The 25865-nt window shown below is 60.6% G+C and carries 24 protein-coding genes and 1 pseudogene; 15 read left to right on the forward strand and 10 right to left on the reverse strand.

Going from position 1 to position 25865, the window contains the following annotated elements:
• Positions 1–42: 42 nt before the first annotated feature.
• On the reverse strand, positions 43–744 hold the full coding sequence (locus tag GR197_RS29715) for a sugar transferase (protein WP_164016129.1): 702 nt from the start codon (positions 742–744) through the stop codon (positions 43–45).
• A gap of 471 nt (positions 745–1215) precedes the next feature.
• Between GR197_RS29715 and GR197_RS29720 the strand changes: the two genes are divergently transcribed.
• The 5 genes from GR197_RS29720 to GR197_RS29740 all read left to right on the forward strand — a co-directional run bounded on the left by GR197_RS29720 (position 1216) and on the right by GR197_RS29740 (position 6985).
• Positions 1216–1953: a Crp/Fnr family transcriptional regulator gene (locus GR197_RS29720; RefSeq protein ID WP_164016130.1), complete on the forward strand. Its 738-nt coding sequence runs from the start codon at positions 1216–1218 to the stop codon at positions 1951–1953.
• Entirely contained in the window at positions 1953–3299 is a 1347-nt protein-coding gene (locus GR197_RS29725) for a glycosyltransferase family 4 protein (protein ID WP_164016132.1), read from the forward strand. The genes GR197_RS29720 and GR197_RS29725 overlap by 1 nt, the downstream gene beginning before the upstream one ends.
• A complete protein-coding gene (locus tag GR197_RS29730) occupies positions 3296–4540 on the forward strand; it encodes a glycosyltransferase family 4 protein (RefSeq protein WP_164016134.1) in 1245 nt (414 codons plus the stop codon). Before GR197_RS29725 ends, GR197_RS29730 begins: the two co-directional genes overlap by 4 nt.
• 83 nt (positions 4541–4623) lie before the next feature.
• Positions 4624–6105: a lipopolysaccharide biosynthesis protein gene (locus GR197_RS29735; RefSeq protein WP_164016136.1), complete on the forward strand. Its 1482-nt coding sequence runs from the start codon at positions 4624–4626 to the stop codon at positions 6103–6105.
• A 52-nt stretch (positions 6106–6157) separates the two neighbouring features.
• Positions 6158–6985: a glycoside hydrolase family 16 protein gene (locus tag GR197_RS29740; RefSeq protein ID WP_164016138.1), complete on the forward strand. Its 828-nt coding sequence runs from the start codon at positions 6158–6160 to the stop codon at positions 6983–6985.
• Between the two features lie 27 nt (positions 6986–7012).
• Here GR197_RS29740 and GR197_RS29745 read toward each other — a convergent pair whose 3' ends face one another.
• From GR197_RS29745 to GR197_RS29770, 6 genes are all read right to left on the reverse strand, one after another.
• The gene (locus tag GR197_RS29745; RefSeq protein WP_164016140.1) at positions 7013–8092 is read right to left on the reverse strand and encodes an ABC transporter ATP-binding protein; all 1080 of its coding nucleotides are present in this window, start codon (positions 8090–8092) and stop codon (positions 7013–7015) included.
• Complete coding sequence (locus tag GR197_RS29750) at positions 8089–9018, reverse strand: PfkB family carbohydrate kinase (protein ID WP_164016141.1); 930 nt, start codon at positions 9016–9018, stop codon at positions 8089–8091. Before GR197_RS29750 ends, GR197_RS29745 begins: the two co-directional genes overlap by 4 nt.
• Complete coding sequence (locus tag GR197_RS29755; RefSeq protein ID WP_164016143.1) at positions 9019–10041, reverse strand: SIS domain-containing protein; 1023 nt, start codon at positions 10039–10041, stop codon at positions 9019–9021.
• On the reverse strand, positions 10038–10883 hold the full coding sequence (locus GR197_RS29760; protein WP_164016145.1) for a carbohydrate ABC transporter permease: 846 nt from the start codon (positions 10881–10883) through the stop codon (positions 10038–10040). Before GR197_RS29760 ends, GR197_RS29755 begins: the two co-directional genes overlap by 4 nt.
• The gene (locus GR197_RS29765) at positions 10883–11767 is read right to left on the reverse strand and encodes a carbohydrate ABC transporter permease (protein ID WP_164016171.1); all 885 of its coding nucleotides are present in this window, start codon (positions 11765–11767) and stop codon (positions 10883–10885) included. Before GR197_RS29765 ends, GR197_RS29760 begins: the two co-directional genes overlap by 1 nt.
• Positions 11768–11841: 74 nt before the next feature.
• On the reverse strand, positions 11842–13080 hold the full coding sequence (locus GR197_RS29770) for an extracellular solute-binding protein (RefSeq protein ID WP_164016147.1): 1239 nt from the start codon (positions 13078–13080) through the stop codon (positions 11842–11844).
• 198 nt (positions 13081–13278) lie between these two features.
• Here GR197_RS29770 and GR197_RS29775 point away from each other — a divergent pair, with 198 nt between their 5' ends.
• From GR197_RS29775 to GR197_RS29795, 5 genes are all read left to right on the forward strand, one after another.
• Positions 13279–14484: an ROK family transcriptional regulator gene (locus GR197_RS29775; protein ID WP_164016149.1), complete on the forward strand. Its 1206-nt coding sequence runs from the start codon at positions 13279–13281 to the stop codon at positions 14482–14484.
• Positions 14485–14847: 363 nt separating this feature from the next.
• A complete protein-coding gene (locus tag GR197_RS29780; protein ID WP_164016152.1) occupies positions 14848–16203 on the forward strand; it encodes an extracellular solute-binding protein in 1356 nt (451 codons plus the stop codon).
• A 228-nt stretch (positions 16204–16431) separates the two neighbouring features.
• Positions 16432–17316, forward strand: a complete 885-nt coding sequence (locus GR197_RS29785; protein ID WP_007630632.1) for a carbohydrate ABC transporter permease — start codon at positions 16432–16434, stop codon at positions 17314–17316.
• An 11-nt stretch (positions 17317–17327) separates the two neighbouring features.
• Positions 17328–18242 (forward strand): ABC transporter permease subunit, encoded by a 915-nt coding sequence (locus tag GR197_RS29790; protein WP_164016154.1) that lies wholly within the window; start codon positions 17328–17330, stop codon positions 18240–18242.
• Between the two features lie 12 nt (positions 18243–18254).
• Complete coding sequence (locus GR197_RS29795; protein ID WP_164016156.1) at positions 18255–19364, forward strand: sn-glycerol-3-phosphate ABC transporter ATP-binding protein UgpC; 1110 nt, start codon at positions 18255–18257, stop codon at positions 19362–19364.
• 48 nt (positions 19365–19412) lie between these two features.
• Here GR197_RS29795 and GR197_RS29800 read toward each other — a convergent pair.
• Positions 19413–19884: pseudogene (locus GR197_RS29800) on the reverse strand (cupin domain-containing protein).
• Between the two features lie 196 nt (positions 19885–20080).
• Here GR197_RS29800 and GR197_RS29805 point away from each other — a divergent pair.
• Entirely contained in the window at positions 20081–20617 is a 537-nt protein-coding gene (locus GR197_RS29805) for a hypothetical protein (protein ID WP_164016158.1), read from the forward strand.
• Here GR197_RS29805 and GR197_RS29810 read toward each other — a convergent pair.
• Positions 20614–21384, reverse strand: a complete 771-nt coding sequence (locus tag GR197_RS29810; protein ID WP_164016159.1) for a TIM barrel protein — start codon at positions 21382–21384, stop codon at positions 20614–20616. The two genes, GR197_RS29805 and GR197_RS29810, sit on opposite strands and share 4 nt — an antisense overlap.
• Positions 21385–21521: 137 nt before the next feature.
• Here GR197_RS29810 and GR197_RS29815 point away from each other — a divergent pair, with 137 nt between their 5' ends.
• Positions 21522–22310, forward strand: coding sequence for an SDR family NAD(P)-dependent oxidoreductase (locus GR197_RS29815; RefSeq protein WP_164016161.1), 789 nt, complete (start codon positions 21522–21524; stop codon positions 22308–22310).
• A 275-nt stretch (positions 22311–22585) separates the two neighbouring features.
• Entirely contained in the window at positions 22586–23050 is a 465-nt protein-coding gene (locus GR197_RS29820) for an RrF2 family transcriptional regulator (RefSeq protein ID WP_164016163.1), read from the forward strand.
• A gap of 1 nt (position 23051) precedes the next feature.
• Here GR197_RS29820 and GR197_RS29825 read toward each other — a convergent pair whose 3' ends face one another.
• Complete coding sequence (locus GR197_RS29825; RefSeq protein WP_164016165.1) at positions 23052–24179, reverse strand: monooxygenase; 1128 nt, start codon at positions 24177–24179, stop codon at positions 23052–23054.
• A 263-nt stretch (positions 24180–24442) separates the two neighbouring features.
• Between GR197_RS29825 and GR197_RS29830 the strand changes: the two genes are divergently transcribed.
• Both GR197_RS29830 and GR197_RS32905 read left to right on the forward strand, forming a co-directional pair.
• Complete coding sequence (locus GR197_RS29830; RefSeq protein ID WP_204330462.1) at positions 24443–25219, forward strand: metallophosphoesterase family protein; 777 nt, start codon at positions 24443–24445, stop codon at positions 25217–25219.
• Between the two features lie 221 nt (positions 25220–25440).
• The gene (locus GR197_RS32905; RefSeq protein WP_432444210.1) at positions 25441–25659 is read left to right on the forward strand and encodes a DUF2950 family protein; all 219 of its coding nucleotides are present in this window, start codon (positions 25441–25443) and stop codon (positions 25657–25659) included.
• The last annotated feature ends 206 nt before the right edge of the window (positions 25660–25865 follow it).

The raw sequence follows: 25865 nt of genomic DNA on the forward strand, positions 1-25865 counted from the left end.
GTCTTCCGATTTCAGGCATGATCGGCAGCTCTCCCCCGTTGCTCAGTACGAGCCCCGCTGCGAAAACAGTGCGGGAATGGTCTTGGCTATGATGATCAAGTCCCGGCCGAGCGACCAGTTATCGAGATAGTGAACGTCGAGGGAAACCCGGTGCTCGTAGCTGACATCGTTGCGCCCGCTGGTTTGCCAATGACCCGTCAGGCCGGGGCGGACTGCCATGTACGCCCAAATATGCTCGCCGTAGCGCGGCAATTCCTCGACGGTGATTGGCCGAGGGCCGACGAGGCTCATTTCGCCGCGCAGGACATTAAACAATTGGGGCAGCTCGTCGATGCTCGACCGCCTCAGAATGTCGCCGACGGTTGTAATTCTCGGATCGTCTTTCAGCTTGTGTGTCGCTTCCCACTCGCTGCGCGCAACCGGGTTGTTTTCGAGCAATTCGGCAAGCTGAGCACTCGCATCGGTCTTCATCGTGCGAAATTTGAGGCAGCCGAATGGCGATCCGCCGAAGCCGATGCGCGTATGGGAGTAGAAGACCGGGCCGCGGTCGGAGACCTTTACGATCAAGGCGACAACCAAAAGAAGCGGGGAAAGCAGGAACAGGGCGGTGATCGCCATCAGGAGGTCGAGTGCGCGCTTGGACGATCTGCCTGCTGCACGAGGCCGGGACGCATTCAGATCGCCGCCATTCGCAGACCTTCCGTCACGCGACCATGCCTCGAAACTATGTGCTTCCCATGCCATTGGGGGTCTCCAAAACTTTCCGATTAAGAACCGTTGAAACTTTGCTGCGCCGCACTCTGATTGTCTGTTACCAAGGTCATAATCCTTAATAAATTCTTTATGCTACTAAACGACAGAAAATAACTCTGATTGTTTCTTTCGGCGAATTATTTTCATTCTAAAAGGCAATCTAACCTAGTTAAAGGTGATTAATCCACTGAAATTCATTTATATTTTTGCAATCATCATTTCGATTGTGTCTGTTTTTTAACTGGAATGACTTTTTAATAAGCACCTTGCCCCAATCATACGATCGTTCTTTGGTTTCCTCGGGTTTTTGATTGCGCCACTGATGTATTTTTGTTTTTGACCCAAATATAGTCTTCACCTTTACGCTGTCTCTCGGTGATGTTATTTGACTTGGATATTAAGGTAATATAAATGATGCAGTGCAGCATTGCCTATCGTTATTCGAGTACTGGAGTTATGCGCATGGACGGGGTGACACACGCATCAGATCGCAGGGCCGGGGTCGGCAAGGCGGCGATATCGGCTAGCGGCGGCATTCATCTCGGCAACCGCATGGTGCTCGACGACGAATTCCTTTCGTGCCGGTCGAGCGTCCGGCGTTTCCGGCGCGGCGAGGTCATCGCCGGGGCCGGCGTCCTGATCGATATGTTCGCTCGCGTGCATTCGGGGGTGGTCAGCGCAAGCACGATGCTGCCCGACGGCAGAGAGTTTATCGTTGAGATCATCCCGAAATCGGGCCTGATCGGCGAGCTCGAGGTCTTGCGCAGGCAGACGTTGAGCCTTGAATACCGAGCCGGTTCCAACTGCGAGTTGCACTTCTTCGAAGGCCGCCTGCTGCGCGACATGTATGCCAGCGATCCCAGCTTTCGCGAAAAGGTCTTCTCCAGGGCGCTGGCGCGTATTTCGGAGCTCGAACTCCGGATCGTTGCCAATGCAGCTTCGAGCCTGCAGTCGAGGCTGGCCAGCACACTGCTGCGGCTCTCCGCCGTTTATGGAAAAGATGCAGCAAACAGTGGGGACGAACTGATCATCTCGCAAAATGATCTGGCCGCGACGCTGCCGGCCTCCCGCGAGAAGGTCAATCAATGCCTGCGGCGCCTGCGTGAAGGCAAGATCATCGACGGGGGGCAGGGCAAGATCCGTATTCTGAACCGAAAGGCGCTGGAAGCCTGTGCCAACGGTGCGGCTTCGGTGAAATGATGCGCCTGTCGCCTTCCGAGGCCATCCGATCCACCGCACGCGTCGGCCGGTTTCCCGGCCCTGGCACGACAAAGATCGATCGCGTGGTCATTATCGACGACTACTCGGTGGCCAGAGGTGGGGCGACAGGCCTGGCAGTGCTGTCTGCCAAGCTTTTTCGCGGGCTCGGCATTCCGGTGACCTATATTTGCGGAGATGACGCCGCCAATGCGGAGCTTGCCGCGCTCGGAGTCTCGATGGTCGGACTGAAAAGCCGCGACCTGCTCAGTGCCGAGCGTGCGAAGGCGTTCGTCACCGGCATTCACAATGGCGCCGCCGTCCGCATGGTCGCGAACTGGATTGCTGCAAACGATACCGCCAACACCATCTACCATGTGCATGGCTGGCACCAGATTCTGTCCCCCGCGATTTTCAGGGCTTTGGTGCCGGTCGCCAGACGATGCGTGGTTCACGCGCATGATTTCTTCACGGCCTGCCCCAACGGTGCCTTCTTCGACTATCAGGCGCAGGAGATCTGCCTGCGACGCCCGCTCGGCGGAAGCTGCATTGCGACGGCTTGCGACAAGAGAAGTTATTCGCACAAATTGTGGCGTGTCGCGCGCGGGTCCAATATCCTCCGACTCCTGAAGGATAAGGCCGATTTCGCCCGGATCATTCTGCTGCACGAGAAGATGGCGAGCTTTCTCGTCGGCGCCGGCTATCGGCCCGAACGGCTGACGACGATCCGCAATCCTGTCGCTCCCCTCTCCATCAAACGGATCGAGGCCGAGGCCAACGACGAGTTCGTGTTCATCGGACGGTTGGACGAGGAGAAAGGCGTGGAGGACGCCGTCGCCGCCACGCGCAGAGCCGGCGTCAGGCTTTGCGTGATCGGGGACGGGCCGCTGATGCCGCTGGTTTCCGCGTCAGGAGATCACGTCAGGGCCGTCGGCTGGCAGTCGCATGCGGAGATCGGCCCGACCATCCGCAAGGCGCGTGCGCTGTTGATGCCCTCGCGTTATCCCGAGCCGTTCGGTCTCGTCGCTATCGAAGCGGCCAGGAGCGGTCTGCCCGTGATCATGTCGCGTAGCGCCTTTCTCGCCGAGGAAATGGAAAGAGCCGGCATGGCACTTGCCTGCGACACGGCCGATGAAAGCGCCTTTGCCGACACTCTGACGCGATTTAGCCGAATGCCCAGGCAAGAGGTCCGTGCCATGAGCGAGCGGGCTTTCCGGCTGTCCCCGGGTCTCGCCTCGACACACGAGGAATGGCGCGACGCGCTTCTTGCCGAATATCACAGCCTGATTTCGACGACTGCGGTTTCCGAGCTGACAGACGGTGTCGCGATACAAGGAGTATTGAGTTGACCCTTAAAGCAACAACCTCTCTTCCCGACGCGAGGGCCTTTCTGACCGATGCGCCTGTCATGGCGAAAAGGCGGGTTGCCGAGGCCGGAAGGACAGGCGACACCGGGCAACTTCGGGTCGCCATCGTGCATTACTGGCTCGTTTCGATGCGCGGCGGTGAAAAGGTCCTTGAAGAGCTGTGCCGCATGTTTCCGCAGGCCGACATCTTCACCCTCGTCTGCAACCGGGATCGCATCAGCGATTTTCTGAAGACGCGGAATATCCGCACGTCTTTCCTGCAGAAGATCCCTGGCGCGCAGCGGCATTACACCAAGATGCTGCCGCTGATGCCCTTCGCGCTCGAGCAGTTCGATCTGCAGGATTACGACCTGGTGCTGTCGAGCGAATCCGGCCCCGCCAAAGGCATCATCACGCGCGCCGACGCTCTCCATGTCTGCTACTGCCATTCGCCCATGCGCTATATTTGGGATCAGTTCCATGTCTATCGCCATGGTCTTCCCTGGGTGGGACGCGCCTTAATGTCGATTACCGCGCCGATGCTGCGCGCCTGGGACGTGACGACGTCCTCGCGCGTCGATGTGTTCGTGGCCAACTCCGATTACGTCGCAAGCCGCATCCGTCGCTTCTACGATCGGGACTCCGTCGTCATTCATCCGCCCGTTGCGACCGACGATTTTGCGGTGGGGAAGGGGAAAGGCGAATTTTATCTCTATGCGGGACAACTGACCACCTACAAGCGGCCGGATATCGCGGTGCGCGCCTGCACCGAGGCCGGCCGGAAGCTGGTCGTCATCGGTGAGGGAGAACAATTACCTTATCTGAAGTCGATCGCCGGCCCGACCGTTGAGTTTCTCGGCCATCAGCCCTTCAACGTCCTGCGCGACCATCTTTCGCGATGCCGTGCCCTGTTGTTTCCCGGCACGGAGGATTTCGGCATCCTGCCGGTGGAAGCCATGGCATCAGGGCGGCCGGTTCTGGCTTTCGACGCGGGCGGCGCCCGGGAAACCGTATCCGCGCCACAGGTCGGCTTTCGCTTCGCGCAACAGACGACGGAAGCCCTTTTGGAAACGATGGAAGCATTCGAAGCGGTCGAGGACGATATCGATCCGCATGCAATCCGTGCGCACTCGCTGAAATTCTCCGCCGCCGTATTCCGCGATCGTCTGTCCAGTCTGATCGAGCAACAGTTGTCCAGCCATGGAGATGGGTCTGCCGACGTCTTCAGAAGACGGCACGGTTGAGGGGGAAGGAACGGAGCTGCCTGCCTTACCGCGCCCCGCCCGAAACCGTCTCAAGCCCTCGACGAGGAATAGATAAACAGATCATGTCAAGCGTATCTCAGAGGACGGCGACGGCGAGCATCTGGACCATCAGCGGAAAATTTCTTGCGCGGATGCTCGATTTCGTCAGCCTCCTTGTCCTGGCAAGGCTGCTGAGCCCTGAGGATTTCGGCCTGGTCGCCATCGCGACGTCGGTCCTGGTCATCGTCGAGGCGATCCTGGACCTGCCGTTGACGCAGGCCTTGATGCGCCAATCGTCGCCTTCGGACGAGATGTTCGCCACGGCCTTCACCCTCAGCCTGCTGAGAGGGCTGGCCATCAGCCTGCTGATGATGATCATCTCCTGGCCAATGGCGCTGGCCTACGACGACCCCAGGCTTTTCGCCCTTGTCGCCGTTCTTTCGATCGCGCCTGCCATGCGCAGCATGATCAGCCCGCGCATGGTTCTTTTCATGCAGCGGTTCGATTTCAAACGCGAGTTCGCGCTCGATCTCATCACCAAGGGATCGACATTGTTGTTCGGGGTGGGTGTGGCTGTGGCAACAGGCAGCTACTGGGGGCTGGCGATCGGAGCGGTCGCCGGCCCGACGGCAGCGATGATCACGTCCTATGTCTTTGCGCCGATGCGGCCGACGTTCAGCCTTTCCGAATGGAAGCATTTTCAGGACATGATCAGCTGGAATACCGTGTCGCAGGTGCTGAATTCGATCAATTGGCAGCTGGACCGGCTGCTTCTGCCGCGGTTTACCGGATTGTCGACGTTCGGTGCCTTCAGCGTCGCCGACAATATCGCGGGTATTCCGTACCAGACCTTCGTCGGACCGTTGCTGCGCCCGCTGATGGCGGCATTCTCCACCGTCGAAGACCGCCGCAACCTGGTTGCTGCCTATCTAAAGGCGACGAATGCGATCACCTTCGTCGCGGCACCCATTCTGATCGCTCTTGCCCTTCTCGCCGAGCCGACCGTGCGTATCCTCGTCGGCGAGAAATGGGCATCCTCCGCGCCGATCCTGCAATGGCTGTGCCTTGTCAGCCTGCTTGGTCTTCCCACGAACATGATGCCGCCATTGGCCATGGTCATGAACAATACCCGCTATGTCGCTCTCAGGATGTTTATCGAGTTCGCCGTCAGGGCGCCGGTCACCATTCTGGCTATCGCCTATTTCCAGGTGTCGGGCGCGCTGGGCGCGCGGATCGTAGCGGTCCTCGTCGCCTATGGCGCATCGCTCGTCATCACCAGGCGGCTGATCGGCGCGAGTTTTGCCGCGCAATTGATGTCGTTTTTCCGGCCTCTGCTTGCGAGCTTGCCGATGATCGCTTTCCTGCTCTGGGTGGAGCCGATGCTCGTCGCCATGCCTGTCGGCGTCAATCTTATCGTCGGCCTCGCGCTTTTCGGCGGGGCGGCAGCGGGGATTTTCTGGGCTGTCGCGTTGCTGTTGTGGCAGATGATCGGAAGGCCCGACGGCATCGAGACCATCATCGTCCAAAGGCTCATCCCGCGACGAAACGAGGTTCTCACCTCATGATCGGGGCAAATGCCCCCGACGATTTTGTTCAAGCGTTTTCAAGGGAGTAACAATGCGTTACGGGATATCTGCCAAGTGGCTCGGTCTGCTCGTCGTTCTCGGTCTAGGCGCGCTGCCCGGCCAGCCCAGCGTGGCCCAAGAACCGCTCAATATCGATGCATACCAGCTGACATTCGACGAGAGTTTCGACAGCCTCGACGTTTCGGCCTGGGGAGAGAAGAGCTCCCGCTGGATCGCTCATACGCCCTGGAACGGCGATTTCGGTGATGCCCGTTTCACCGATCCGGCTCCCGGCTTTCCGTTTACCACCGATCAGGGAATTCTGAAGATCGAAGCGCGCAAGGAGGCCGACGGCACCTGGCGTTCAGGCTTGCTGTCATCGGTGAACCCGAAGGGTGAAGGTTTCTCGCAGCAGTTCGGCTATTTCGAAGCACGGATGAAGCTGCCGCCGGGCAAGGGTGTCTGGCCGGCCTTCTGGCTCATCGGGCTCGACCGGTCGAAATACACAGCCGAGATTGACGTGCTGGAATATTATGGACGCGCGCCTTACGAATTCAGCATGGGTTTTCATATCTGGCGTCAGAGCCAAGGCGGCCAGAACTCCACCGGCGGCTATTGGAAAACGGTCGAGGACGGGATTCTAAACAGCGAGTATCATACCTACGGCGTCGATATTCAGGCTGACAAGACGACCTTCTATCTGGATCGGCAATATCTCTGGAGCTTCGACACCCCGAAGGAGTACCACATGCCGTTCTATCCGCTGGTCAATCTGGCGCTCGGCTCGGGATGGCCGATCGATGAAACGCCGAACCCTTCCATTCTGCTCGTCGACTATATCCATGTTTACAAGCGAAAGCCTGCCGACGCAGCGAATTGAACGAGTGGCTCAGGTTGCCTGATCGGCCTATCGCTCGCGGAGGCAGCTGAGACCGGTTTCCAGGTCGAAGAGATGCATCGCCTCCTCGTCGAAGAAGAGGGTCAGTTTTTTGTTGTCGCGGATCGGCGTGCGCGGCGGCAGGCAGGCCATCAGCCGCTGATTTCCCGCAAGGGCGGTGACGACGAGTTCCGGGCCGGTCAGTTCCGAAACCTCGGCGGTTGCCTCGATCGACAGGCCGGCGCCGTCGGTGCGAAGCGCCTCGGGACGGATGCCGAGGATGAGGTCGCGGCCGTTGTCGGCTACGTCGCGGAAACGGGCGGGCAGGGGCAGGGTAGCATCGGAGCCTGAAAGCGCCAGACGGCCGTCACGCACGGTCGCCTTCAGCAGGTTCATCGGCGGCGCGCCGACGAAGGTGGCGACATAGAGCGTAGCCGGATGATTGTAGATTTCCTCAGGCGTACCGAGCTGCTCGATGCGGCCGTCGCGCATGACGGCGATGCGGCTCGCCAGAGTCATCGCCTCGATCTGGTCATGGGTGACGTAGACGACGGTGGTCTTCAGCATCTGATGCAGCCGCTTGATCTCGGTGCGCATCTCCATGCGGAGCTTGGCGTCGAGATTGGAAAGCGGCTCGTCGAAGAGGAAGACCTCGGGTTTGCGCACCAGCGCGCGGCCGATCGCCACGCGCTGGCGCTGGCCGCCGGAAAGCTGGCTCGGTTTGCGCTCGAGGAGGTTTTCGATCTGCAGCAGTTTTGCCGCATCGCGCACGGCCTTGTCGCGGTCGTCCGCCGGCACCTTGCGCATTTCCAGCCCGAAGCCGATGTTCCTGTGCACCGTCAAATTTGGATAGAGCGCATAGGATTGAAAGACCATGGCGATGTCGCGGTCCTTCGGATGCACGCCGAGCACTGAGCGCCCGCCGATCCTGACGTCCCCGCTCGTTGCCTCTGCAAGGCCGGCAATGATATTCAGGAGCGTGGATTTGCCGCAGCCCGACGAGCCGAGCAGCACGAGGAATTCACCGCTTTCCAGTGAGATGTCGATGCCTTTCAGGGTCTCGACATCACCATAGGACTTGCGGATGGTCTGGATTTCGAGCGCACTCATCGCACCGGCTCCTGAAGAGTTGTCGGACCGCCATAATTGCGGGGAAGGGTTGAGATGGCGCGCGAGGCAACCTCGGTTCCGGCTATCAGGCAGGAAAGCAGCGGCGCATCACCTGCGAGAGCAGCGAGGAAAGCGGCGTTGAAGACATCGCCGGCACCGATCGTATCGACAACTTCGACAATGGGTGCGCCTACCGAAACCAACACGCCCTCCGGCCCGATCGCGATCGCGCCGTCCGGGCCACGCTTAACAACGACGATCGCATCCTGTGGCATATGCAGCCTGATATGACGTGCGGCCTCGATCGGATCGACGATGCCGGCAAGTGTCGTCGCTTCGATTTCGTTCAACAGCGCGATGCCGCTGCGGGACAGCCAGGTGCGTGTCGCCGCGCAATTTTCCTGCGTCCAACCGTCGAGCGGCCAGCCGGTGTCGAGTGCGACGGTAATGTCATGGCTGTCGGCCCAGTCGAAGAAGGCGTCGTATTGCTCGGTCAGATCGTCGGTCAAGAACGAGCCGCAAAGGAGGGCGTAACCGCTCCCAAGGCGCGCTGCGTCGAGGACCGCGAAGACATCGGCCAGACTGAAACGTGGCAGATGGCCTTTGGTCGTGAAGAAGGTCCGCTCGCCGTCCGGATGAGTGATGCCGACGGAGAGCGTCGTTTTCTCAGGACGTATGGGCCACTTCTTGGAGCGGTGGCCGAAGGCCTCGCTCAGCCAGCGGCCGAATTGGTCACTGCCGATATTGGCGGCGATCTCGAATTCGACGCCAAGCGCCTGCCAGGCGAGCGCGCTGTTGCCGGCGGCTCCGCCGACCCGTAATTCGTCGTGATCGACGATGATTTCCGTCCCGGCTTTAGGCCAGGCGGCTGCCGGCCCAAGGATCAAGTCGACGTTGACGTTGCCGATGACTGCAAGCGGCCGCATTCATTCGCTCCGGGTGATCTTGGTGGAACGGACCGGCGTTCCCGCATTCTCCACGCGGCCGTCGGCAAAGGCGATCATCAGCCGCTGGGCAATCGGCAGCATGGCGAAGATCGCGGCAAGGCCCGTCGCCGCGGCAAAGCGGATTGTCACCGCGCCGACGATCGGCGCTTGCCCCGATGCGTCGAACAGGATGACCGGTGCGCCGGTCTCGACGGCGGAGACCGCCATCGCCGTCACCAGACCGGCTGTTTCGTCCAAGCCGCGAAACAGCACGACGCCGATTTCCGGCCCCAGCATCTCCATCGGCCCATGGCGCAACTGGCCGCCTTCAAGCGAGAAGCAGGGGCGGCGCGACAATTCCGTCAATCCGAGCGCCAATGCCTCGGCGATTCCTTGCAGCCGGCGGCCTGAGGTGACGACCGTTGCGACGTCTTCGAGATTGGTGAGGGCGGCTGCGATATCATGGTCTTCAGGCGCCCTGAGGACGGCAAGTGCGGCCGTGGGATCTTCGCCGAGGGCGGAAAGGATTGCCAGATGCAGGGCGAAGGTTACCGTCAGGCTGCGGGTTGCGGCAAAGGCAAGTTCGGTGCCGCCGGCGCCCACCAATGACGGGGCGGTTCTTGCGAGGAAGGAACTGGCTTCGAGCGTCAGGCCGAAGGTCTCCTCTGTGCCTCCGGTCTCGTCGAACCAACGCACCACCTCGGCGCTCTCACCCGATTGCGAGGTGACGAAGATCGTCCTGCCGTCAATGGGCAGCGGCTGGCCGAGCTGCTCGGAGAGCGGCAAGGCGACGGTATCGATGCCGAGCGAGCGGTAGAGCGGTTCGACGGCGCGGTTGACGGCATGCGAGCCGCCCATGCCGAGCAAGAGCAACCGGCCGGTTTTCTCAAGCGAGGCAGCGGCTCTTGTCGCGATCGGCCCGGCAACTTCATAGGAGGCGATCGCATCGGCATGCTGGCGCGCCATCTCGCGGTCGATCGCGGCAAGTCCGGCCGGCCGGGTTCTTTCTGTTGTCATGTTCATCCCTTGACGCCGCCGCTGGTGAGCCCTGAAATCAGGGCGCGTTGCATGACGAGACCGATCAGCACCGGGGGCAGGGCGGCGAGCACGCCTGCCGTGGCGATCAGTCCGTAATCGGAAACGCGGCCGCCGGCGAGATCGGCAATGGCGACTGTCAGCGTTTTGGCGCGCTGGTCCGAGGTGAAGAGCAGCGCGTAGAAGAATTCATCCCAGGCAAGCAGGAATGCAAAGAGGCTCGATGTCGCGACCACGGGGCCGGCGAGCGGCAGCGTGATGATCCTCAGCGTCTGGAATAGGCCGGCGCCGTCGATCATCGCGGCGGATTCGATCTCGCGCGGGATGGAATCGAAGCCCGATTTCATCAACCAGGTGGTGAAGGGTGCCAGGATGGTCAGATAGACCAAGGCAAGGCCGAAGACGTTGTTCAGCATGCCGAGATGAGAGAGACCCATATAGAGCGGCACGGCGAGGGCTACCGGCGGCAGCATATAGGTGGCGATCACCATCGATAGCGACCATCCGACAGAAGGCGTGCGCGACACTGCCCAGCCGGCCGGAATTGCAAGCGCGATGGCGGCGATCGTCGCCATGCCAGCCACCTCGATGCTGTTGCGCAGCGACGCGGTAAAGGCGGCGCCGGCGCTGTTTTCGATCGTCGAGAGCAGCACGGCGTAGCGAGAGAAATCCACCGTTTGCGGCCACCAGCGCAGCGGTTTTGCGGCAAGATCGGCGGCCGGCGAGATGCTCATGATGAACAGCCAGAGGATCGGCGCCAGGATGACGGCGGCAAGCAGCAGCGCGCAGATATAGATGAAGGCGGAAAACAGCGGGCTTTGGCGTTCCATCAGGCAGCACTCCCGGCGGTCTTGCGCACCAGGGCGGCGTAGCCGGCGGCAAGCAGTGTCACCAGCAGCGTCACGATCAAGGCCAACGACGCGCCGGAGCCCGCCCGCTGGAAGGAGAAGGCTTCCTGATAGACGAGGATCGACAGCGTGCGCGTGCTATTGGCCGGGCCACCGCGGGTCATGACCCAGATGATGTCGAACACCTTGAAGGCTTCGATCGTGCGCAGCACCAAGGCCACCATCAGCGGGCCGGCGAGATAGGGCAAGATGACGAAGCGGAAGCGGGCGACAGCGCCGGCGCCGTCGACGAGCGAGGCGGCGGTGATGTCGCGCGGCACGGCCTGGAGTGCGGCCAGCGCGATCAGCGCCACCAGCGGGAAATTCTTCCAGCAGTCGGCGACGATGAGGGCTGCCAGCGCCGTGCCCGGTTCGCCGAGCCAGGAGCGGTAGGCGTCGAGCAGGCCGAGCTGGGTCAGCGCCGCGTTGAGCGCACCATATTCCGGATTGTAGATCAGCCGCCAGAGCGTGGCGTTGACGACGGTGGGCAGCGCCCAGGGCAGGATCATCAGGGCGCGAAGCGCGGTGCGGCCACGGAATTGCTGGTTCAGCAGCAAGGCGGCCAGAATGCCGATCACCATTTCGGCGGCGACCGAGACGATCGCGAACCATGCGGTGGTGTTGAGGGTGCGTTGAAAATTCGAGCCGGAGATCATCTTCGCATAATTGTCGATACCAACGAAGCTTCCTTCCGTGCCGACGAGTTTGGCATCGGTGAAGGAGAGGCCGACAGTATCGATCAGAGGCCAGCCGATGACCGATATCATGACCACGAGAAGCGGCAGCATCAAAAGCCACGCGCGGGTTGTCAGCCAAGTGCCCGACATCAAGGCGACCCTTCTTCATTCTTAAGTTTTGGAAACCGGGCGACGGCTGGCGTCGCCCGGGGTTCCGAGCCGGATCAGAGGCCGCTATTGTCGGCCGCCGACTTCAGTGCGTCCTCGGGAGAGGACTGGCCGAGCAGTGATTCCTGAATCGCCTGCTGCAGGGCGGTCGAAAGCTCCTGATATTTCGGTGTCGTCGGACGCGGATACATCGCGGCAAGGCCGACCTTGGCGGCAGAGATCAGCTCTTCCTGACCTTTGGTGACGGCCGGGTCCTCATAGGAGGAGGCCCAGATCGGCAGGCTGAGCTTGGCATAGGTATTCTGCGTCGCCTGTGAGGTCATGAAGGTGATGTATTTCCAGGCTTCATCCGGATGTTGGCTGGCCGAGGTGATGCCGAGGCCCATCGAGCCGTTGACGGCTGAAGCCTGGCTCTTGCCGGCCACACCCGGTGCCGGGACGACGCCGACCTTGCCCGCGACTTTGCTGTCTTTCGGATCGTTGGCCATGTTGTACATGTAGGTCCAGTTCAGCGCGAAGGCGGCATCGCCGTTTTCGAAGACCTTGCGGACGTCCTCTTCCAGAAATTCCTTGGAGTTCGGATTGGTCAGGCCGGACGAATAGCTGGAGACCATGTATTTCAGCGCATCAAGACCGCCGCCGGTCTGGAAGGCTGGCTTGCCCTCCTTGAGGAAATCACCGCCATAGGCGCTGACGAGCGTGGTGTAGTCGCAGATCGCCGCTTCGGCCTGCGACCAACTCCAGGCGATCGGCGTGGCGAGCAAGCCCTTGTCCTTGATCGTCTTTGCCTGCTCGGTCAGCTCGTCCCAGGTTTTCGGCGGAGCCTTGATGCCGGCCTTTTCAAGGATCTCCTTGTTGTAGAACAGGTATTTGGTATCGAGAATCCACGGCATGCCGAAATATTTGCCGTCATACTGCACGGTGGTCCAGGCGCCCGGCAGCACGCCTTTCTTCATCTCGTCGGTGACGCGCGAGGAGACGTCGACCAGCCCCTTGTTGGTGGCGTATTCGGCCGGCCAGATAACATCGAAGAGGACGACGTCGTAGCCACCGCCGGAACCCTGGGCCAGCACCGTCTTGTCGTGCAGACCTTCATAGGGAACGAATTCGAGATTGACCTTGATATCGGGGTTCGCCTTGGCGAAGGCATCCGTCATGGCACGCACGTCGGCCTCGCTATAGGCGGCCTGCGCCATGAAAAGCGCGTTCAGCGTCGTCTCGGCGAAAGCGTGCGGTGCAAGAGATGCGCCGATCAGGGCCGCACCGAGAAGCGTCTTGTTAAAGGATTTCAGCATTGCAGCCTCCAGTTTTTGACATTTACGCATTGCCGAGGGCGGCCCTCCGCCGTCGGTGTTCGAGAAGTCGTCTCGGAGCGTCGTTGGAGCCCTTGTCGGCGTCCTGCGTTCCCTGGAACTCTCCGGTCCCTTATTAAGTCAAATGTCTTGACTTAATTACTTGTTCAACATTCTATTGGAGTCAAGAGGCAATTGCACATGAATGACAGCCGTCCGATCCGGGCCAAGCGCGGCACCAACCACGAGGGCACCAGTGCCCATAACCGGCGCGTGATGATCGATGCCCTGAGAATCAACGGCGCGCTTTCTCGCGCCGATCTGGCGCGGGCGACGCGGCTGACCAAGCAGACAGTGTCCAATATCATCGAGGAACTCGAACGCGACGGTCTCGTCAGCTCGCAGGAGGCGGTGAGGAAGGGCAGGGGCCAGCCCTCGACGCCTTATCGGCTCGTTCCGGAAGGCGCTTTTGCGGTCGGCCTGCAGATCGACCGGCACGTGACGCGGGCGGTTGCCGTCGATCTTGTCGGCAGCGTTCTGGTGCGCGACGAGGCCGGGCTCTCACCTGGAGGTCCGTCGCAAGGGGCGAAGGTGATCCTTGATCTTGTCGCCAGCGTGCGTTCGAAGCTTGCCGGCGTCGTAGGGCAGTCGGAAAAGCGGCTTGTCGGCCTCGGCGTGGCCATGCCCGGGCCATTCGGGGTCGCCGGCAGCGGCGACGATCCGTGGATGATGGAGGCCTGGCAGAAGTTTCCGCTAGTGGAAACGCTGACCGCCGGTACCGGGCTCGATGTCGACCTGCAGAACGATGCGGCCGCGGCGGCGACCGCCGAGCGCATGGTGGGGGCGGCCCATGGGCTCGACCATGCCGTCTGCCTCTTCGTTGGCTATGGCATCGGCGCCGGCCTTATCCTGAATGGCGAACTCTACCGCGGCGCCAACGGCAACGCCGGCGAGATCGGCATGGCGCTGCTGTTTGCCGACGGCAAGTCGACGCCGCTCGAACATCGTGCCTCCCTTGCCTCGCTCTATCAGCATCTGTCAGCCGATCCCGCCGATCCTGATCTCCATGCGCGCATCAACGACCTTGCCCTGAGCGGCGATCGAGGCATCGACGCCTGGGTCGAGGCGGCGGCGGTGGACCTGCGCTGGAGCATCCATCTCATCGAAACCCTGTTCGATCCGCAAACCGTTATCCTCTGCGGCAGCGCGCCCGAAGCGCTGGTGAACAAGCTGATTGCGGCAATCGGCCCGTTGCTGCCCTCGATTGCCGAACGTCGCGGTCGCATACTGCCGCGACTGCAGCCCGGCATGGCCGATCCCTGGTCGGTCGCACTCGGTGCTGCCGCCGGGCCGATCAGCCACGCGTTCGATCCACGTTTTGCTGCAATTTTGAAGGATTCCCTTTAATTTCAAGGCTGAAACCAGGCGTTCCACAGCAGTGCAATGGCGTAGAGGTAGCCGATTTTGCGAGTTTCATGTGACGGTATTCCCCGAATAAGAATGCGCTGTCGCAATATAGGCAAATATTGAAAACCCTTGATAATTATATTTATTCGAATATGAATATAACTGTTCGGCGGTGCCCTGGGGAGGCTGGCGAGGCTTCAATCAATATAGCCTCGGCTGTGGCAAATAATATCCGAATGAAGGTTTTGTGACGGTACGATTTCGATCGTTTCATGTCATGTAATATTCATTAGCCGCAGCAATTTGAACCAGCTAATAGGGCGTGCGCTGAAAGTGCGCATCCCTTTTACGTTCGAGGTTCTCATGCAAGCCAAGCTTCTCGGCGCCGTTGGCGCCCTTCTCGCTACAGCGTTTCTTGCCGGTCCCGCTGCCGCCGCCGATAAGACCAAGATCGACTTCTGGTTCGGCAATTCCGGTGACATCGCAAAGCGTGTCCAGGAACAGTGCGATCGGTTCAACCAGTCGCAGGCCGATTACGAAGTCGTCTGCACCAGCCAGGGCAGCTACGACGCTTCCTTGCAGAACACCATCGCCGCCTTCCGCGCCGGCAAGCAGCCGACCATCGCTCAGGTCTCCGACGCCGGCACGCTCGACATCATGCTTTCCGGCGCCTACTACCCGGCCAACCAGCTGATGACCGACATGGGCTACACCGTCGACTGGAAAGATTACTTTTCCGGCATCGCTAACTATTATGCGACGTCGAAGGGCGAGATGTATTCCTTCCCCTTCAACTCCTCGACCGCACTGCTCTACTGGAACAAGGATGCCTTCGCCAAGATCGGCAAAGACCATGCTCCCGCCACCTGGCAGGAAGCCGGCGCAGATTTCAAGGCTTTGAAGGACGCCGGCTATGCTTGCCCGCTTGCCTTCGACATCTCCAACAACGAAGTCTGGCAGTACATCGAGCAGTTCGAAGCCGTCAACGGCGAAGCGATCGCGACGAAGAAGAACGGCTTTGAGGGCCTCGATGCCGAGCTGGTGTTCAACAAGAACCCGATGCTCGTCAGCTATGTCAAGGATCTCAAGTCCTGGTACGACAACAAGCTTGCATTCATCAAGAACAAGGCCGTCGGCCAGACCTTTGTCGAGGCTTTTGCTGCCGGCGATTGCCAGGTCATGCTGACCTCCGTCGGCGACCACGGCAATGTTGGCCGCACCGCCAAGCAGGGCATGAACTGGGGCGTTGCCACGCTCCCGACTTACGGCGACGCAACCCGCCACAGCTCCTACGTCGGCGGCGCTTCGCTCTGGGTTCTGAAGGGTCACTCCGATGCCGAATATAAGGCTGCCGCTGCTTTCTTCAACTTCGTCGCAAAGCCGGAAGAAGCTCTCACCTGGTCGACCGTGACCGGCTATATCCCGGTTCGTAACTCCGGCTTCGAATATCTGAAGAAGCAGGGCTTTTACGACAAGGCTCCTTACGCCGGCCGCGAACTCGCCATTCAGAGCCTGACAGCATCGCCTGCTGACGACACGGCTGCGCACGGCATCCGCCTCGGCGGTCTGCTGCAGGTTCGCACCGAAATCGCCAACAGCCTGCAGGCAATCTTCGTCAACAACGCTGACGTCCAGGCTTCGCTCGACGGCGCTGCCGAACGCGGTAACCAGCTGCTGCGTCGCTTCCAGCAGACCTACAAGAACGTTCAGCTTCCCTGATCGTCCGATATGAGCCGCACCCAGCCCGCGTTTGGCGCGCTGGGTGCGTTTTTGCAGGTTCTTCAATCGGACGCGGATGCGAACTCGCCGCCCGCGCCTCCTGCATAATCCCTTAAATCGGAATCGATTCAGGGATAAATTATGCAGCAATTCAAAAGCTGCAGCGTCCTTTGCGCGTCTGAAAGAGGCGCGGCGCTGTGGGCCAAACCAGGGCGAAAACGACCACTCATGGAAAAGCGCGTCACTTTCTCCTCGACGACGATCGGACTGCTCTTTGCATTTCCGATGCTGCTGCTGATTTTCGTCTTCTTCTATTGGCCGAGCGCGCAGGCGCTCTATTGGGCGTTCACGCTCGAGCAGCCATGGGGCGGCGGTAATGCCTGGGTCGGTTTCGACAATTTCAAACAGCTGCTCACCGATCCGATCTATTGGGACTCGATTTCTCGCAGCATGATCTTTGGCTTCAGCTCGACCGCGATTGCCATGGGGCTGGCGCTCATCCTGGCGCTTTTGACGGATCGCGAACTGCGCGGCCACAAAATCTACCGGTCGGTTTTCATCTGGCCCTACGCGATTGCCGCTCCGGCTCTCGGCCTGGCCTTCCGCTTCATCCTGGCGCCGGAGGCCGGCCTTCTGTCGGTCATCAATCACGTCTGGCCCGGTCTCTGGAACCCGGCGCTCGACGGCAAGGATGCGATGATCGCCGTCATCGTCGCCTTCTCCTGGAAATATATCGGCTACAACTTCATCTTCTTCCTGTCGGCCCTGCAAGGCATTCCACGCTCGCTGATCGAGGCGGCCGCAATGGACGGTTCGGGGCCGATGCGCCGTATCTGGGATATTCAGCTGCCCTTGCTGACGCCGACGCTGTTCTTCCTGCTCGTCATCAATATCACCGAGAGCTTCCAGGATTCCTTCGGCATCGTCGACGTCATGACGCAGGGGGGGCCGGCGCGCGCGACAGACCTCATGGTTTACAAGATCTATTTCGACGGCTTCAGGGGCCTCGATTATTCGGGCGCCGCAGCCCAGTCGATCATTCTGATGGTGCTCGTTGTTCTTCTCACCATCTTTCAGTTCCGCTTTATCGAGCGGCGCGTGCACTACAAGTAAGGCCCCTGCACATGATCGAACGCACGCCAATATTCAATTTCATCTGCTATACGCTTCTGGCGCTCGGCATGGTCATCGCGCTCCTGCCTTTCGCCATCGTCATCATCGCGTCGACCCTCGATCTGGAGACGGTCAATCGTGTGCCGCTGCCGCTTACGCCAGGCTCGCACTTCTGGGAAAACGTCCAGACCGCCTGGGTCCGTGCCGATCTCGGCAACAAGCTGTTTCACAGCATCATCTTTGCTGCGGCGGTCGGCGCCGGCAAAGTGATCCTTTCTGCCATGGCAGCCTTCTCGATCGTCTACTTCCGCTTCCGTGGCCGGTATGTGATTTTCTGGATCATCTTCATCACGCTGATGCTGCCGCTGGAAGTCCGCATCGTGCCGACCTATTCGATCGCGGCCAATGCGCTACAGCCGTTCCAGACGATCCTCGATGTTCTCGGCATAAGCTGGCTCGTGGCGCAGATCACCGGCATCCAGATCAAGCTCGAATGGGGCCTGCTGAATTCCTATCCCGGTCTCGTTCTGCCGTTGGTCGCAACCGCGACCGGCACTTTCCTTTACCGGCAGTTTTACCTGACGGTTCCGGACGAACTTGCCGAGGCCTCGAAGATGGACGGATCGGGTCCCGTCCGGTTTTTCTGGGACATTCTGGTGCCGCTTTCGCGGCCAAACATGATTGCACTGTTCACGATCATGTTCGTCTGGGCCTGGAACCAGTATCTCTGGCCGCTGCTGATTACCACCGATCCGAATTTCGGCATTGCTGTGACACAGCTCAAGACCCTCATCCCCTCCGAATTCGGCCTGCCAGACTGGAACGTTGCCATGGCAGGTACACTTATCATCATGTCGCCGCCGCTGGTGCTCGTCATCCTGATGCAGCGTTGGTTCGTGCGCGGCCTTATCTCTACCGAGAAATGAAGGAATAGTCCTGTGGCACCTATCTCAATCCGTGATGTGAAGAAGAGCTACGGCAAGAATCCCGTCATTCACGGCGTCGATCTCGAAATCCAGTCCGGCGAATTTATCGTCATCCTCGGCCCGTCCGGCTGCGGCAAGTCCACGCTGCTGCGCATGATCGCCGGCCTCGAGGAAATCAGCGGCGGCGAAATTGCCATCGACGGGCGCGTCGTCAACCAGCTGGAGCCGCGCGAGCGCGGCTGCGCCATGGTGTTCCAGAACTACGCGCTTTATCCGCACATGACCGTCGCCGAGAATATCGGCTACGCCTTGAAGGTGGCTGGCGTTGCGAAGGCGGAGCGTACCCGGCGCATAGGCGAGGTCGCCAAGGCGCTCAGCCTCGAACCGTTCCTCGAACGCAGACCGGCCGCCCTTTCCGGTGGTCAGCGCCAGCGTGTCGCCATGGGCCGCGCGATGATCCGCGAGCCGAAGGTGTTCCTCTTCGACGAACCGCTGTCGAACCTCGACGCCAAGCTGCGCATCGCCATGCGCGCCGAAATCCGCCGCCTGCACCGCCGCCTCGGCGCCACCTCGATCTTCGTCACGCATGATCAGACCGAGGCCATGACGCTGGCCGACCGGCTGGTGGTGATGAACGGCGGCACGGTCGAGCAGGTCGGCACCCCGGAAGAAGTCTATCATCATCCGGTGTCGCGTTTCGTTGCCGGCTTCGTCGGCACGCCGGCGATGAACCTGCTCGAAGGCACGATCAATGACGAGGGTGTCTTCGTCTACGATCAGAGCCGCAAGATCGCGCTGCCGCGCGAGCGCGCAGCACCGCTGAAAGGCAAACGCGTCGTGCTCGGCATGCGCGCCGAAGCGGCCAGGCTGGTGGCCCCGGATGCGCCCGGCGCTCTCACCGCAACGGCCGATTTCATCGAAGAACTCGGCGCAAGCCGTGTCGTTCACGCCGATTTCGACGGGCTGCCCTTTGCCGTGGCGCTGACCGAAGCCGTGAAAGTGAAATCCGGCGATCTGATCGGCATCGCCATCGACCATAGCGCGATCCATCTCTATGCCGCCGATACCGGCCGGATCATCGAGAACCCTGTGATGAGCAGCGCTGGCGCCGTTCACGCTTGAGGGGACGCGCCGCGGTCGCTTCCTTCCCGGCGGGCTTGACGGCATGCATCAGCGATGGATCGGGTCGATCCAGGGCACATCTTCCGGTTTCTCGATCGGATCGATGTCGAGATTGACGACGACCGGCTCCTGGCCTGAACGGACGAGCACGCATTCCAGCGTCTCGTCGCGGCTGGCGTTGATCTCCTGGTGCGGCACATAGGGCGGAACATAGATGAAGTCGCCGGGACCGGCCGGCGGTATATTCCAGATGCTCGCCCCAGCGCATGCGGGCCTTGCCCTTGACCACGTAGATGATGCTTTCGAGGTCACCGTGATGATGGGCGCCGGTCTTGGCTTTGGCATGGATCGTCACCGTGCCGGCCCAGATCTTCTCGGCCCCGGCACGCGCATTGTTGATCGCGGTTGCCCGGTTCATGCCTGCCGTCTGCGCAGTGTTCGGATCGAGCGAATTGCCGGGAACGACCTTGACGCCATGTTCCCGCCAGTCGATGTGGTGATGCTCGTGATCGTCGCTCATGCCTTGCCTCCACCTTCGATGTGAGCAATTTAAAGCATGTCGCGCAAAAGTGTGCAGCGGTTTTGCGGCAACGACACGCGTAAAAACAAAAAGCTAAAGCGCAAGGAGCGAATCTGAAAGATCGCGACGCGCTTTAGCTGGGCGCGGCGCGGCGGCCAAGCGGATTTATTTTCGTGCATCAGAAAGAGCGGACCCGATGAGCCACCTGCCACAGATCGATTACGACAGCGCTTCGCAAGAGGTTCGTGCGGCGCATGACGAGGAAGTCAGGCTGCGCGGACGCATGACCAACATGAAGCGAACGCTCTTACATTCGCCCGCCGCCCATCGCATCTATGCCGAATGGTTCACGCTGCGGGCAGAACTCGATCCCGCTATCAGCGACCGGGCGATCTGGATATTCTCCCATGCAATCTCGAAAGCGGCGCAATCGAAGATAGCCATTACGTTCTTTCGCCGGGCGCTGATCAACAAGGGTTTCAATCCCGACGCGCTGGAACTTTCCGAGGAGGAAGCGCTGCTCGACGCTTTCGGCAAGGCGATCGTCGTCGATTCCAACGCTATTCCCACTGACGTCTGGGCGAAGCTGAAACAGCGCTACGAGACCAAGGTGCTGGTCGATCTCGTCGCTTTCGCCGGCATCATGCTGGCCACCGCCGTCTTCAACAATGTCGTCGAGGTCGATTTCGACCCCGAGCTTGAAGCCTTTGCCGAAGGTGCAAACCCGACCTAACCGTTCAGCGAAGCGATCGCGGCCATGACTGCGTCGGCGCCGGGCATTGTCGGCCGGTATTCCAAGCCGACGGCGCCGTCGTAACCGTTGGCGAAGATCCAGCCGAGGCGGTGGGCAAGGTCGATGCTGCCGGAGCCCGGTTCGTTGCGGCCGGGATGATCGGCGACATGGACGTGGATCACGCGGTCGAGGCGGCCCTCGAGCACCTCTTCCGTCCGTTCGTCCATCACGGCGGAATGGTAGATGTCGTAGACGATGCCAATCTCCGGGCGGGCGACGTCATCGATGATGTCGAGGCCCTCGCTAGTTGAATCGAGGAAATAGCCGACATGGTCGATGCGGATGTTGAGCGGCTCGACGCCGAGGCGCACACCGCTGCCTGCAAGAATATCGGCGCCGGCTTTTAGCGTTTCGGTGAGCGTTCGGCGCTGCTCTTTGCGGGGCACGTTCGGAAGATCGTTGCCCGCCTGGGCAATCAGCACCGGCGCGCCGAGACGCCTTGCCACGGCGACGGATTCGGCAAGGCCTTTCAGCCAGGCCTGCCGGTTGCCGGCCTCGGTCAGCGCGATCATCGGTTCGGCGACGAGGCTGGTGACGGCAAGGCCGGTTTCATCAAGCGCCGCCTCGATCGCGTCCAGATCCTTGTCTGTCCAGCGCCAGAACTCGATCGCCGTCAGGCCGCTGGCATGAGCGCGGCGGATGCGATCGGAAAAGCTGTCGCCCTCTTCGGCAAACAGCCACTCTATGCAGGCTGAATAATGTCGCATGAAAGCTCCTCTTCTGTGTGGATCCAGGCTGCGACAGATCGGTGCCTGTCGCAAGAGGCGTTTGGGTGCTTGACGCCCGGATCCATTGGCGAAACACTCAGTGCGTCAAGCCGGAACCGCAGGCTTTGGAGGAACATATGGATTTGAGACTGAGGGGAAAGACCGCCGTCATCACCGGCGCGTCTGTCGGCATTGGGTTGGCGATCGCCGAGGGGCTGGCGGCTGAGGGCTCCAATCTCGTGTTGGCGGCCCGCGGCGGTGAACGGCTCGAGTCGGAAGCCGCCCGGATCGCCGAGAAGTATGGCGTCAGCGCCGCCGCTATTGTCGCCGATGTGGCGACGGTTGCGGGAACCGAGGCGATCATTGCGGCAGCGGCCGAAAAAGGCGGCGCCGACATCCTCATCAACAATGCCGGCACCGGTTCGAACGAGACGGTGATGGAGGCGCCCGACGAGAAGTGGCAGACCTATTGGGATCTGCATGTGATGGCTGCCGTGCGGCTGGCGCGCGGAATTGCGCCGCAGATGAAGGAACGCGGCGGCGGTGTGATCCTGCACAATGCCTCGATCTGCGCCGTCCAGCCGCTCTGGTACGAGCCGATCTACAATGTCAGCAAGTCGGCACTGATGATGTTTTCGAAGACGCTCTCGACCGAGCTCATCAAGGATTATATCCGCGTCAACTGCGTCAATGCCGGCCTGATCCTGACGCCCGACTGGATCAAGACCGCCAAGCAATTGACGGCCGAAACCGGCGGAAACTGGGAAGGCTACCTGCAGAGCGTCGCCAACGAGCACGCCGCCTCCAAACGGTTCGGCACGCCCGAAGAACTGGCAAACGTCTTCGTCTTCCTGAGTTCGGAGCGCGCGAGCTATTGCGTCGGCTCCACCTATTTCGTCGATGGCGGTATGCTGAAGACGATCTGACTGGTCCTGCAGCGCCGCGCGTCTTTTCAGACGCGCAAAGGACGCTGTAGCACTTTGAATTGCTGCATAATTGTCCTTAAATCGATTCCGATTTAAGGAATTATGCAGTAGCAGCATCCCTCAGCAAGTCGGCTCTTTCCAAGACTGCCGGGCGGCCTGTGGACGTTGCCGATATAAGCTATAAATAATAGCTATTTTGTTGTATGTTCACGCTTTTGACGCTATTTGCTTGCTATTGGCAGGATAAATACTGCGTTTTCTACAGGGCAACGACGATGCTGACTAAAAAGGGCAAATACGGGCTGAAGGCGCTGGTGGATCTGGCGCGGCTGGCGCCGGGTGAGACCGCCTTTATCAATGACATCGCAAACCGCAATAATATCCCGAAGAAATTCCTCGATACGATCCTGCTCGAACTGCGCAATGTCGGCATCCTGCGCTCGAAGAAGGGGCCGGGCGGCGGCTATTCCCTGTCGCGGCCGGCCTCCGAAATCCGCATCGGCCATGTCATCCGCACGCTCGATGGGCCGCTGGCGCCGATCCGCTGTGCCAGCCGTACGGCTTACGAGGCCTGCGACGACTGCGCCGATCCGGAAACCTGTCAGGTGCGGCGCTCGATGACCGATGTTCGTGACGCGATCGCCGCCATTCTCGACAATATGAGCCTCGAGCAATTCGTCGCCGCCGGTGGCCGCATCGAAGGCCCCGAGGAACAATTCCCAGTCTCCGCCGCCAGCTGAGTTAGGCGTCGCTGGGCGTCGACCTATATTCGCCTGCGGCACGCAGCAGCTTGTCCCGTGGCAGCGACAGCGCATGAATGCGGGCATTGCGCCAATGCCGGTCGAGATTGAGCCCGATACCGGCTGATGTTTCCCCCGCTAGTTCGAACAGCGCGTTTGCGGAGTCGAGTGCCGTTTCCCCGGCAAGGATCGCGGCCGCCGACGCGGAGAAATGCGCGTCTGCCATCGCGGCCTCCACAGGATTGACCTGGGCAATGTCGAGTTTGCGGCCAGCCCGTTCCAGGGCTGCGGCCGTCGCTTCGATGCGGACGGCGCGTTCGCCGATCCGGGGAAGGATCGTCGTGCCGCGATCGCCAATTGTCGTCATTAGGTCGTTCCATGCGGCCCGCGCGATGCCGAGGCTGACACCTGCCTTGAGCAGCAGGCCGAGCGAGATGCCGGTCGAATATTCGAAGGAGGGGGCTGGCGCAATCGCATCGGCATTGACGTGAAGCGTGCTGACGATCGCCGTCGCGGATCCGTTGGTGCGCTGGCCGAAGCCGTCCCAATCGTCGATCACCTGCACGCCTTCGTCATTGCGTACGAGGTAGAGCGTCACCGGGCGGCCGGGTGGAGCGGTGGCGGCGGCCGCGATCCAGTCGGCAAATAGAATGCCGGGCGCTTGCCGCGTTCGCCCGCTCAGGCGGTAGCCCGGGCCTTCGGCCGTAAGCTCGGCTCCCTCGGTGAAGGTGGCGCCGGCAAAGCGGTCGCCGAGCAGCACACGGGCAAACAGCGATGCCTTTAAATCCTCACCAGCCTGGGTGCGGAGCGCTTCCAGCGCGCAAAAATGGTTTTCCAGCGCCTCGCCGATCGAGGCATCGCTCTCGGCGATGATTGCGACGATTTCGGCGAGCAGCGCGTTCGATACGTCGAGCCCTTCATGGTCGGGCGGAACAGTGATCGCCGTCAGTCCCGAGACCGACAGCGCATCAAGTTCAGCAAAGGGCAGCACGCGGTTGATGTCGCGTTCCCTCGCCTGATGCCGGAATGCGGCGGCGAGGCTGCGGGCGGTGGATATCGCCTCCTCTTCACTTTCGATGCGATGTGCGGGAGGCCTCACTTTATCCTGAAACTGCGATACCGTTCCCATCGGTCACTCTTTCCTACAGCGCCGCAGGCTCTTTTCAGACCTGCAAAGAATGCTGCAACAGGTTGACTCGGCGCCTCGTGCTTTCCGAAAATCGCTCCGATTTTCGGGCCGATGCGAGAGATACAGGAGTGGGGGATCGGCCCACGAATGATAAGGCCGGTTTTTCTACAAAACCCAAAGGCTTTGAATTTTCTTACCAGCTTGATTGCCTTGTGCTCCACTCTACTTACGGTGAAGTGGGGCTTCCTTGATCGAGAAACTTGATGGGCAGTACTCTTGCTCGCAACGGCGAGGTTTCGAAAATGGCACGCCAGCCGAGACCGCGCCTGACGCTGGATATCGCTGCTATACCCACCTATGCGATCGGTGACATCCATGGGCGGTACGATCTGCTTGTGAAAGCAGAAGAGGCGATCCTGCGCGATGCCGCGCGGCTGCCAGGGCGCAAGCTGATCGTCACGCTTGGCGACTATATCGACCGTGGGCCGGAATCGGCCCAGGTCATCACTCATCTCATGGAGCCGCCGCCGGATGAGTTCGATCGCATCTGCCTCGCCGGCAATCACGAAATTGCCATGCTCGACTATATCGATGGCTGGATCTCCTATGACGAGTGGATGGGGATGGGTTCGGCAGAGTCGCTCAAATCCTATGGACTCGATCCGGAGCATCTGCCGCTGGTCTTTCCCTCCGGCGCAAAGCTCGATGCCTTCATCCGCCAGTCGCTACCGCGCACGCATATCGATTTCATGCGGGCGATGCCTGTCATGCTGGATACTCCGAGCGTAATTTTCGTGCATGCCGGCATCAATCCGAAGCTGCCGCTCGGCGAGCAGACGGACGAGGATCTGGTCATCATCCGTCAGCGGTTTCTCGAAAGCCGGGTGCCGTTGCCGAAACTCGTCGTTCACGGCCATACGCCGAACAACGAGCCCGACATACGGTCGAAACGGCTCAATCTCGATACACGCGCCTATCGTAGCGGCAAGCTCACCGTCGCCCGTTTGTGGCAGAGCGAGGTGCATCTGTTTTCCACCTGACTCTTCCCGCCTCTTACGGGGCCAGGAAAGCTAGTAGTATGCCCAGAAGCTGATCAGCACGCCGGGGCATGCGAAACGGTCCATAATGGGAGCCGGGCCTTTACGATGAGGACAGGCCCGCAAGCGCCCTGATCGAAACGGCCGCGTTCGGCAAGGCCAATCGAGGCGATGGCAATTCGGATATCACTATCGCATCCTCACCGGGCAGCGCGCAAACGTGCTTGGTTGGCAAGCAGAGCCACCTCGTCAATGGCCATACGACAGCAGGCTTTGCGCTGATTGCTTGGCCCGTCAAATACTGCATGACCGGGGTGCAAACGTTTGTCGTCAAAGGCATGAACCTGATCTATCAGCGCGATCTCGAGTCACGACCGAGGAGAAAGCTGCGGCGATCAGACTTCAATCCCGACCGCAGTAACTGGACTGTTGTCGAGGAATAGCCGGTAACGTTTTGCACATCCGGGGGCTTGTGCTCCTGAGACTTTTCGTAGGGACGGCTCATTGCTGCGACCGTCACGGTGACCTGCCACTGAATTTTCATCCGGCGGCGATTAGAGCCTCGGCGGTTTTGAATACGCCAAGTGGCGCGGTGTGAGCAACCGGCGGAAACGCGAAGCTTTCATCTCGCGCAGCGTTGGAGCCGGTT

Origin of the sequence: Rhizobium phaseoli, from assembly GCF_010668805.1 — a bacterium.
Taxonomy (GTDB): domain Bacteria; phylum Pseudomonadota; class Alphaproteobacteria; order Rhizobiales; family Rhizobiaceae; genus Rhizobium; species Rhizobium phaseoli_A.

Excerpts from the sequence above, each read along its gene's own strand:
- GR197_RS29715 (WP_164016129.1), bottom strand. The coding sequence starts at position 744 with ATGGCATGGGAAGCACATAGTTTCGAGGCATGGTCGCGTGACGGAAGG.
- GR197_RS29720 (WP_164016130.1), top strand. The coding sequence starts at position 1,216 with ATGGACGGGGTGACACACGCATCAGATCGCAGGGCCGGGGTCGGCAAG.
- GR197_RS29725 (WP_164016132.1), top strand. The coding sequence starts at position 1,953 with ATGCGCCTGTCGCCTTCCGAGGCCATCCGATCCACCGCACGCGTCGGC.
- GR197_RS29735 (WP_164016136.1), top strand. The coding sequence starts at position 4,624 with ATGTCAAGCGTATCTCAGAGGACGGCGACGGCGAGCATCTGGACCATC.
- GR197_RS29740 (WP_164016138.1), top strand. The coding sequence starts at position 6,158 with ATGCGTTACGGGATATCTGCCAAGTGGCTCGGTCTGCTCGTCGTTCTC.
- GR197_RS29745 (WP_164016140.1), bottom strand. The coding sequence starts at position 8,092 with ATGAGTGCGCTCGAAATCCAGACCATCCGCAAGTCCTATGGTGATGTC.
- GR197_RS29750 (WP_164016141.1), bottom strand. The coding sequence starts at position 9,018 with ATGCGGCCGCTTGCAGTCATCGGCAACGTCAACGTCGACTTGATCCTT.
- GR197_RS29755 (WP_164016143.1), bottom strand. The coding sequence starts at position 10,041 with ATGAACATGACAACAGAAAGAACCCGGCCGGCCGGACTTGCCGCGATC.
- GR197_RS29760 (WP_164016145.1), bottom strand. The coding sequence starts at position 10,883 with ATGGAACGCCAAAGCCCGCTGTTTTCCGCCTTCATCTATATCTGCGCG.
- GR197_RS29765 (WP_164016171.1), bottom strand. The coding sequence starts at position 11,767 with ATGTCGGGCACTTGGCTGACAACCCGCGCGTGGCTTTTGATGCTGCCG.
- GR197_RS29770 (WP_164016147.1), bottom strand. The coding sequence starts at position 13,080 with ATGCTGAAATCCTTTAACAAGACGCTTCTCGGTGCGGCCCTGATCGGC.
- GR197_RS29775 (WP_164016149.1), top strand. The coding sequence starts at position 13,279 with ATGAATGACAGCCGTCCGATCCGGGCCAAGCGCGGCACCAACCACGAG.
- GR197_RS29780 (WP_164016152.1), top strand. The coding sequence starts at position 14,848 with ATGCAAGCCAAGCTTCTCGGCGCCGTTGGCGCCCTTCTCGCTACAGCG.
- GR197_RS29785 (WP_007630632.1), top strand. The coding sequence starts at position 16,432 with ATGGAAAAGCGCGTCACTTTCTCCTCGACGACGATCGGACTGCTCTTT.
- GR197_RS29790 (WP_164016154.1), top strand. The coding sequence starts at position 17,328 with ATGATCGAACGCACGCCAATATTCAATTTCATCTGCTATACGCTTCTG.
- GR197_RS29805 (WP_164016158.1), top strand. The coding sequence starts at position 20,081 with ATGAGCCACCTGCCACAGATCGATTACGACAGCGCTTCGCAAGAGGTT.
- GR197_RS29810 (WP_164016159.1), bottom strand. The coding sequence starts at position 21,384 with ATGCGACATTATTCAGCCTGCATAGAGTGGCTGTTTGCCGAAGAGGGC.
- GR197_RS29815 (WP_164016161.1), top strand. The coding sequence starts at position 21,522 with ATGGATTTGAGACTGAGGGGAAAGACCGCCGTCATCACCGGCGCGTCT.
- GR197_RS29820 (WP_164016163.1), top strand. The coding sequence starts at position 22,586 with ATGCTGACTAAAAAGGGCAAATACGGGCTGAAGGCGCTGGTGGATCTG.
- GR197_RS29825 (WP_164016165.1), bottom strand. The coding sequence starts at position 24,179 with ATGGGAACGGTATCGCAGTTTCAGGATAAAGTGAGGCCTCCCGCACAT.
- GR197_RS29830 (WP_204330462.1), top strand. The coding sequence starts at position 24,443 with ATGGGCAGTACTCTTGCTCGCAACGGCGAGGTTTCGAAAATGGCACGC.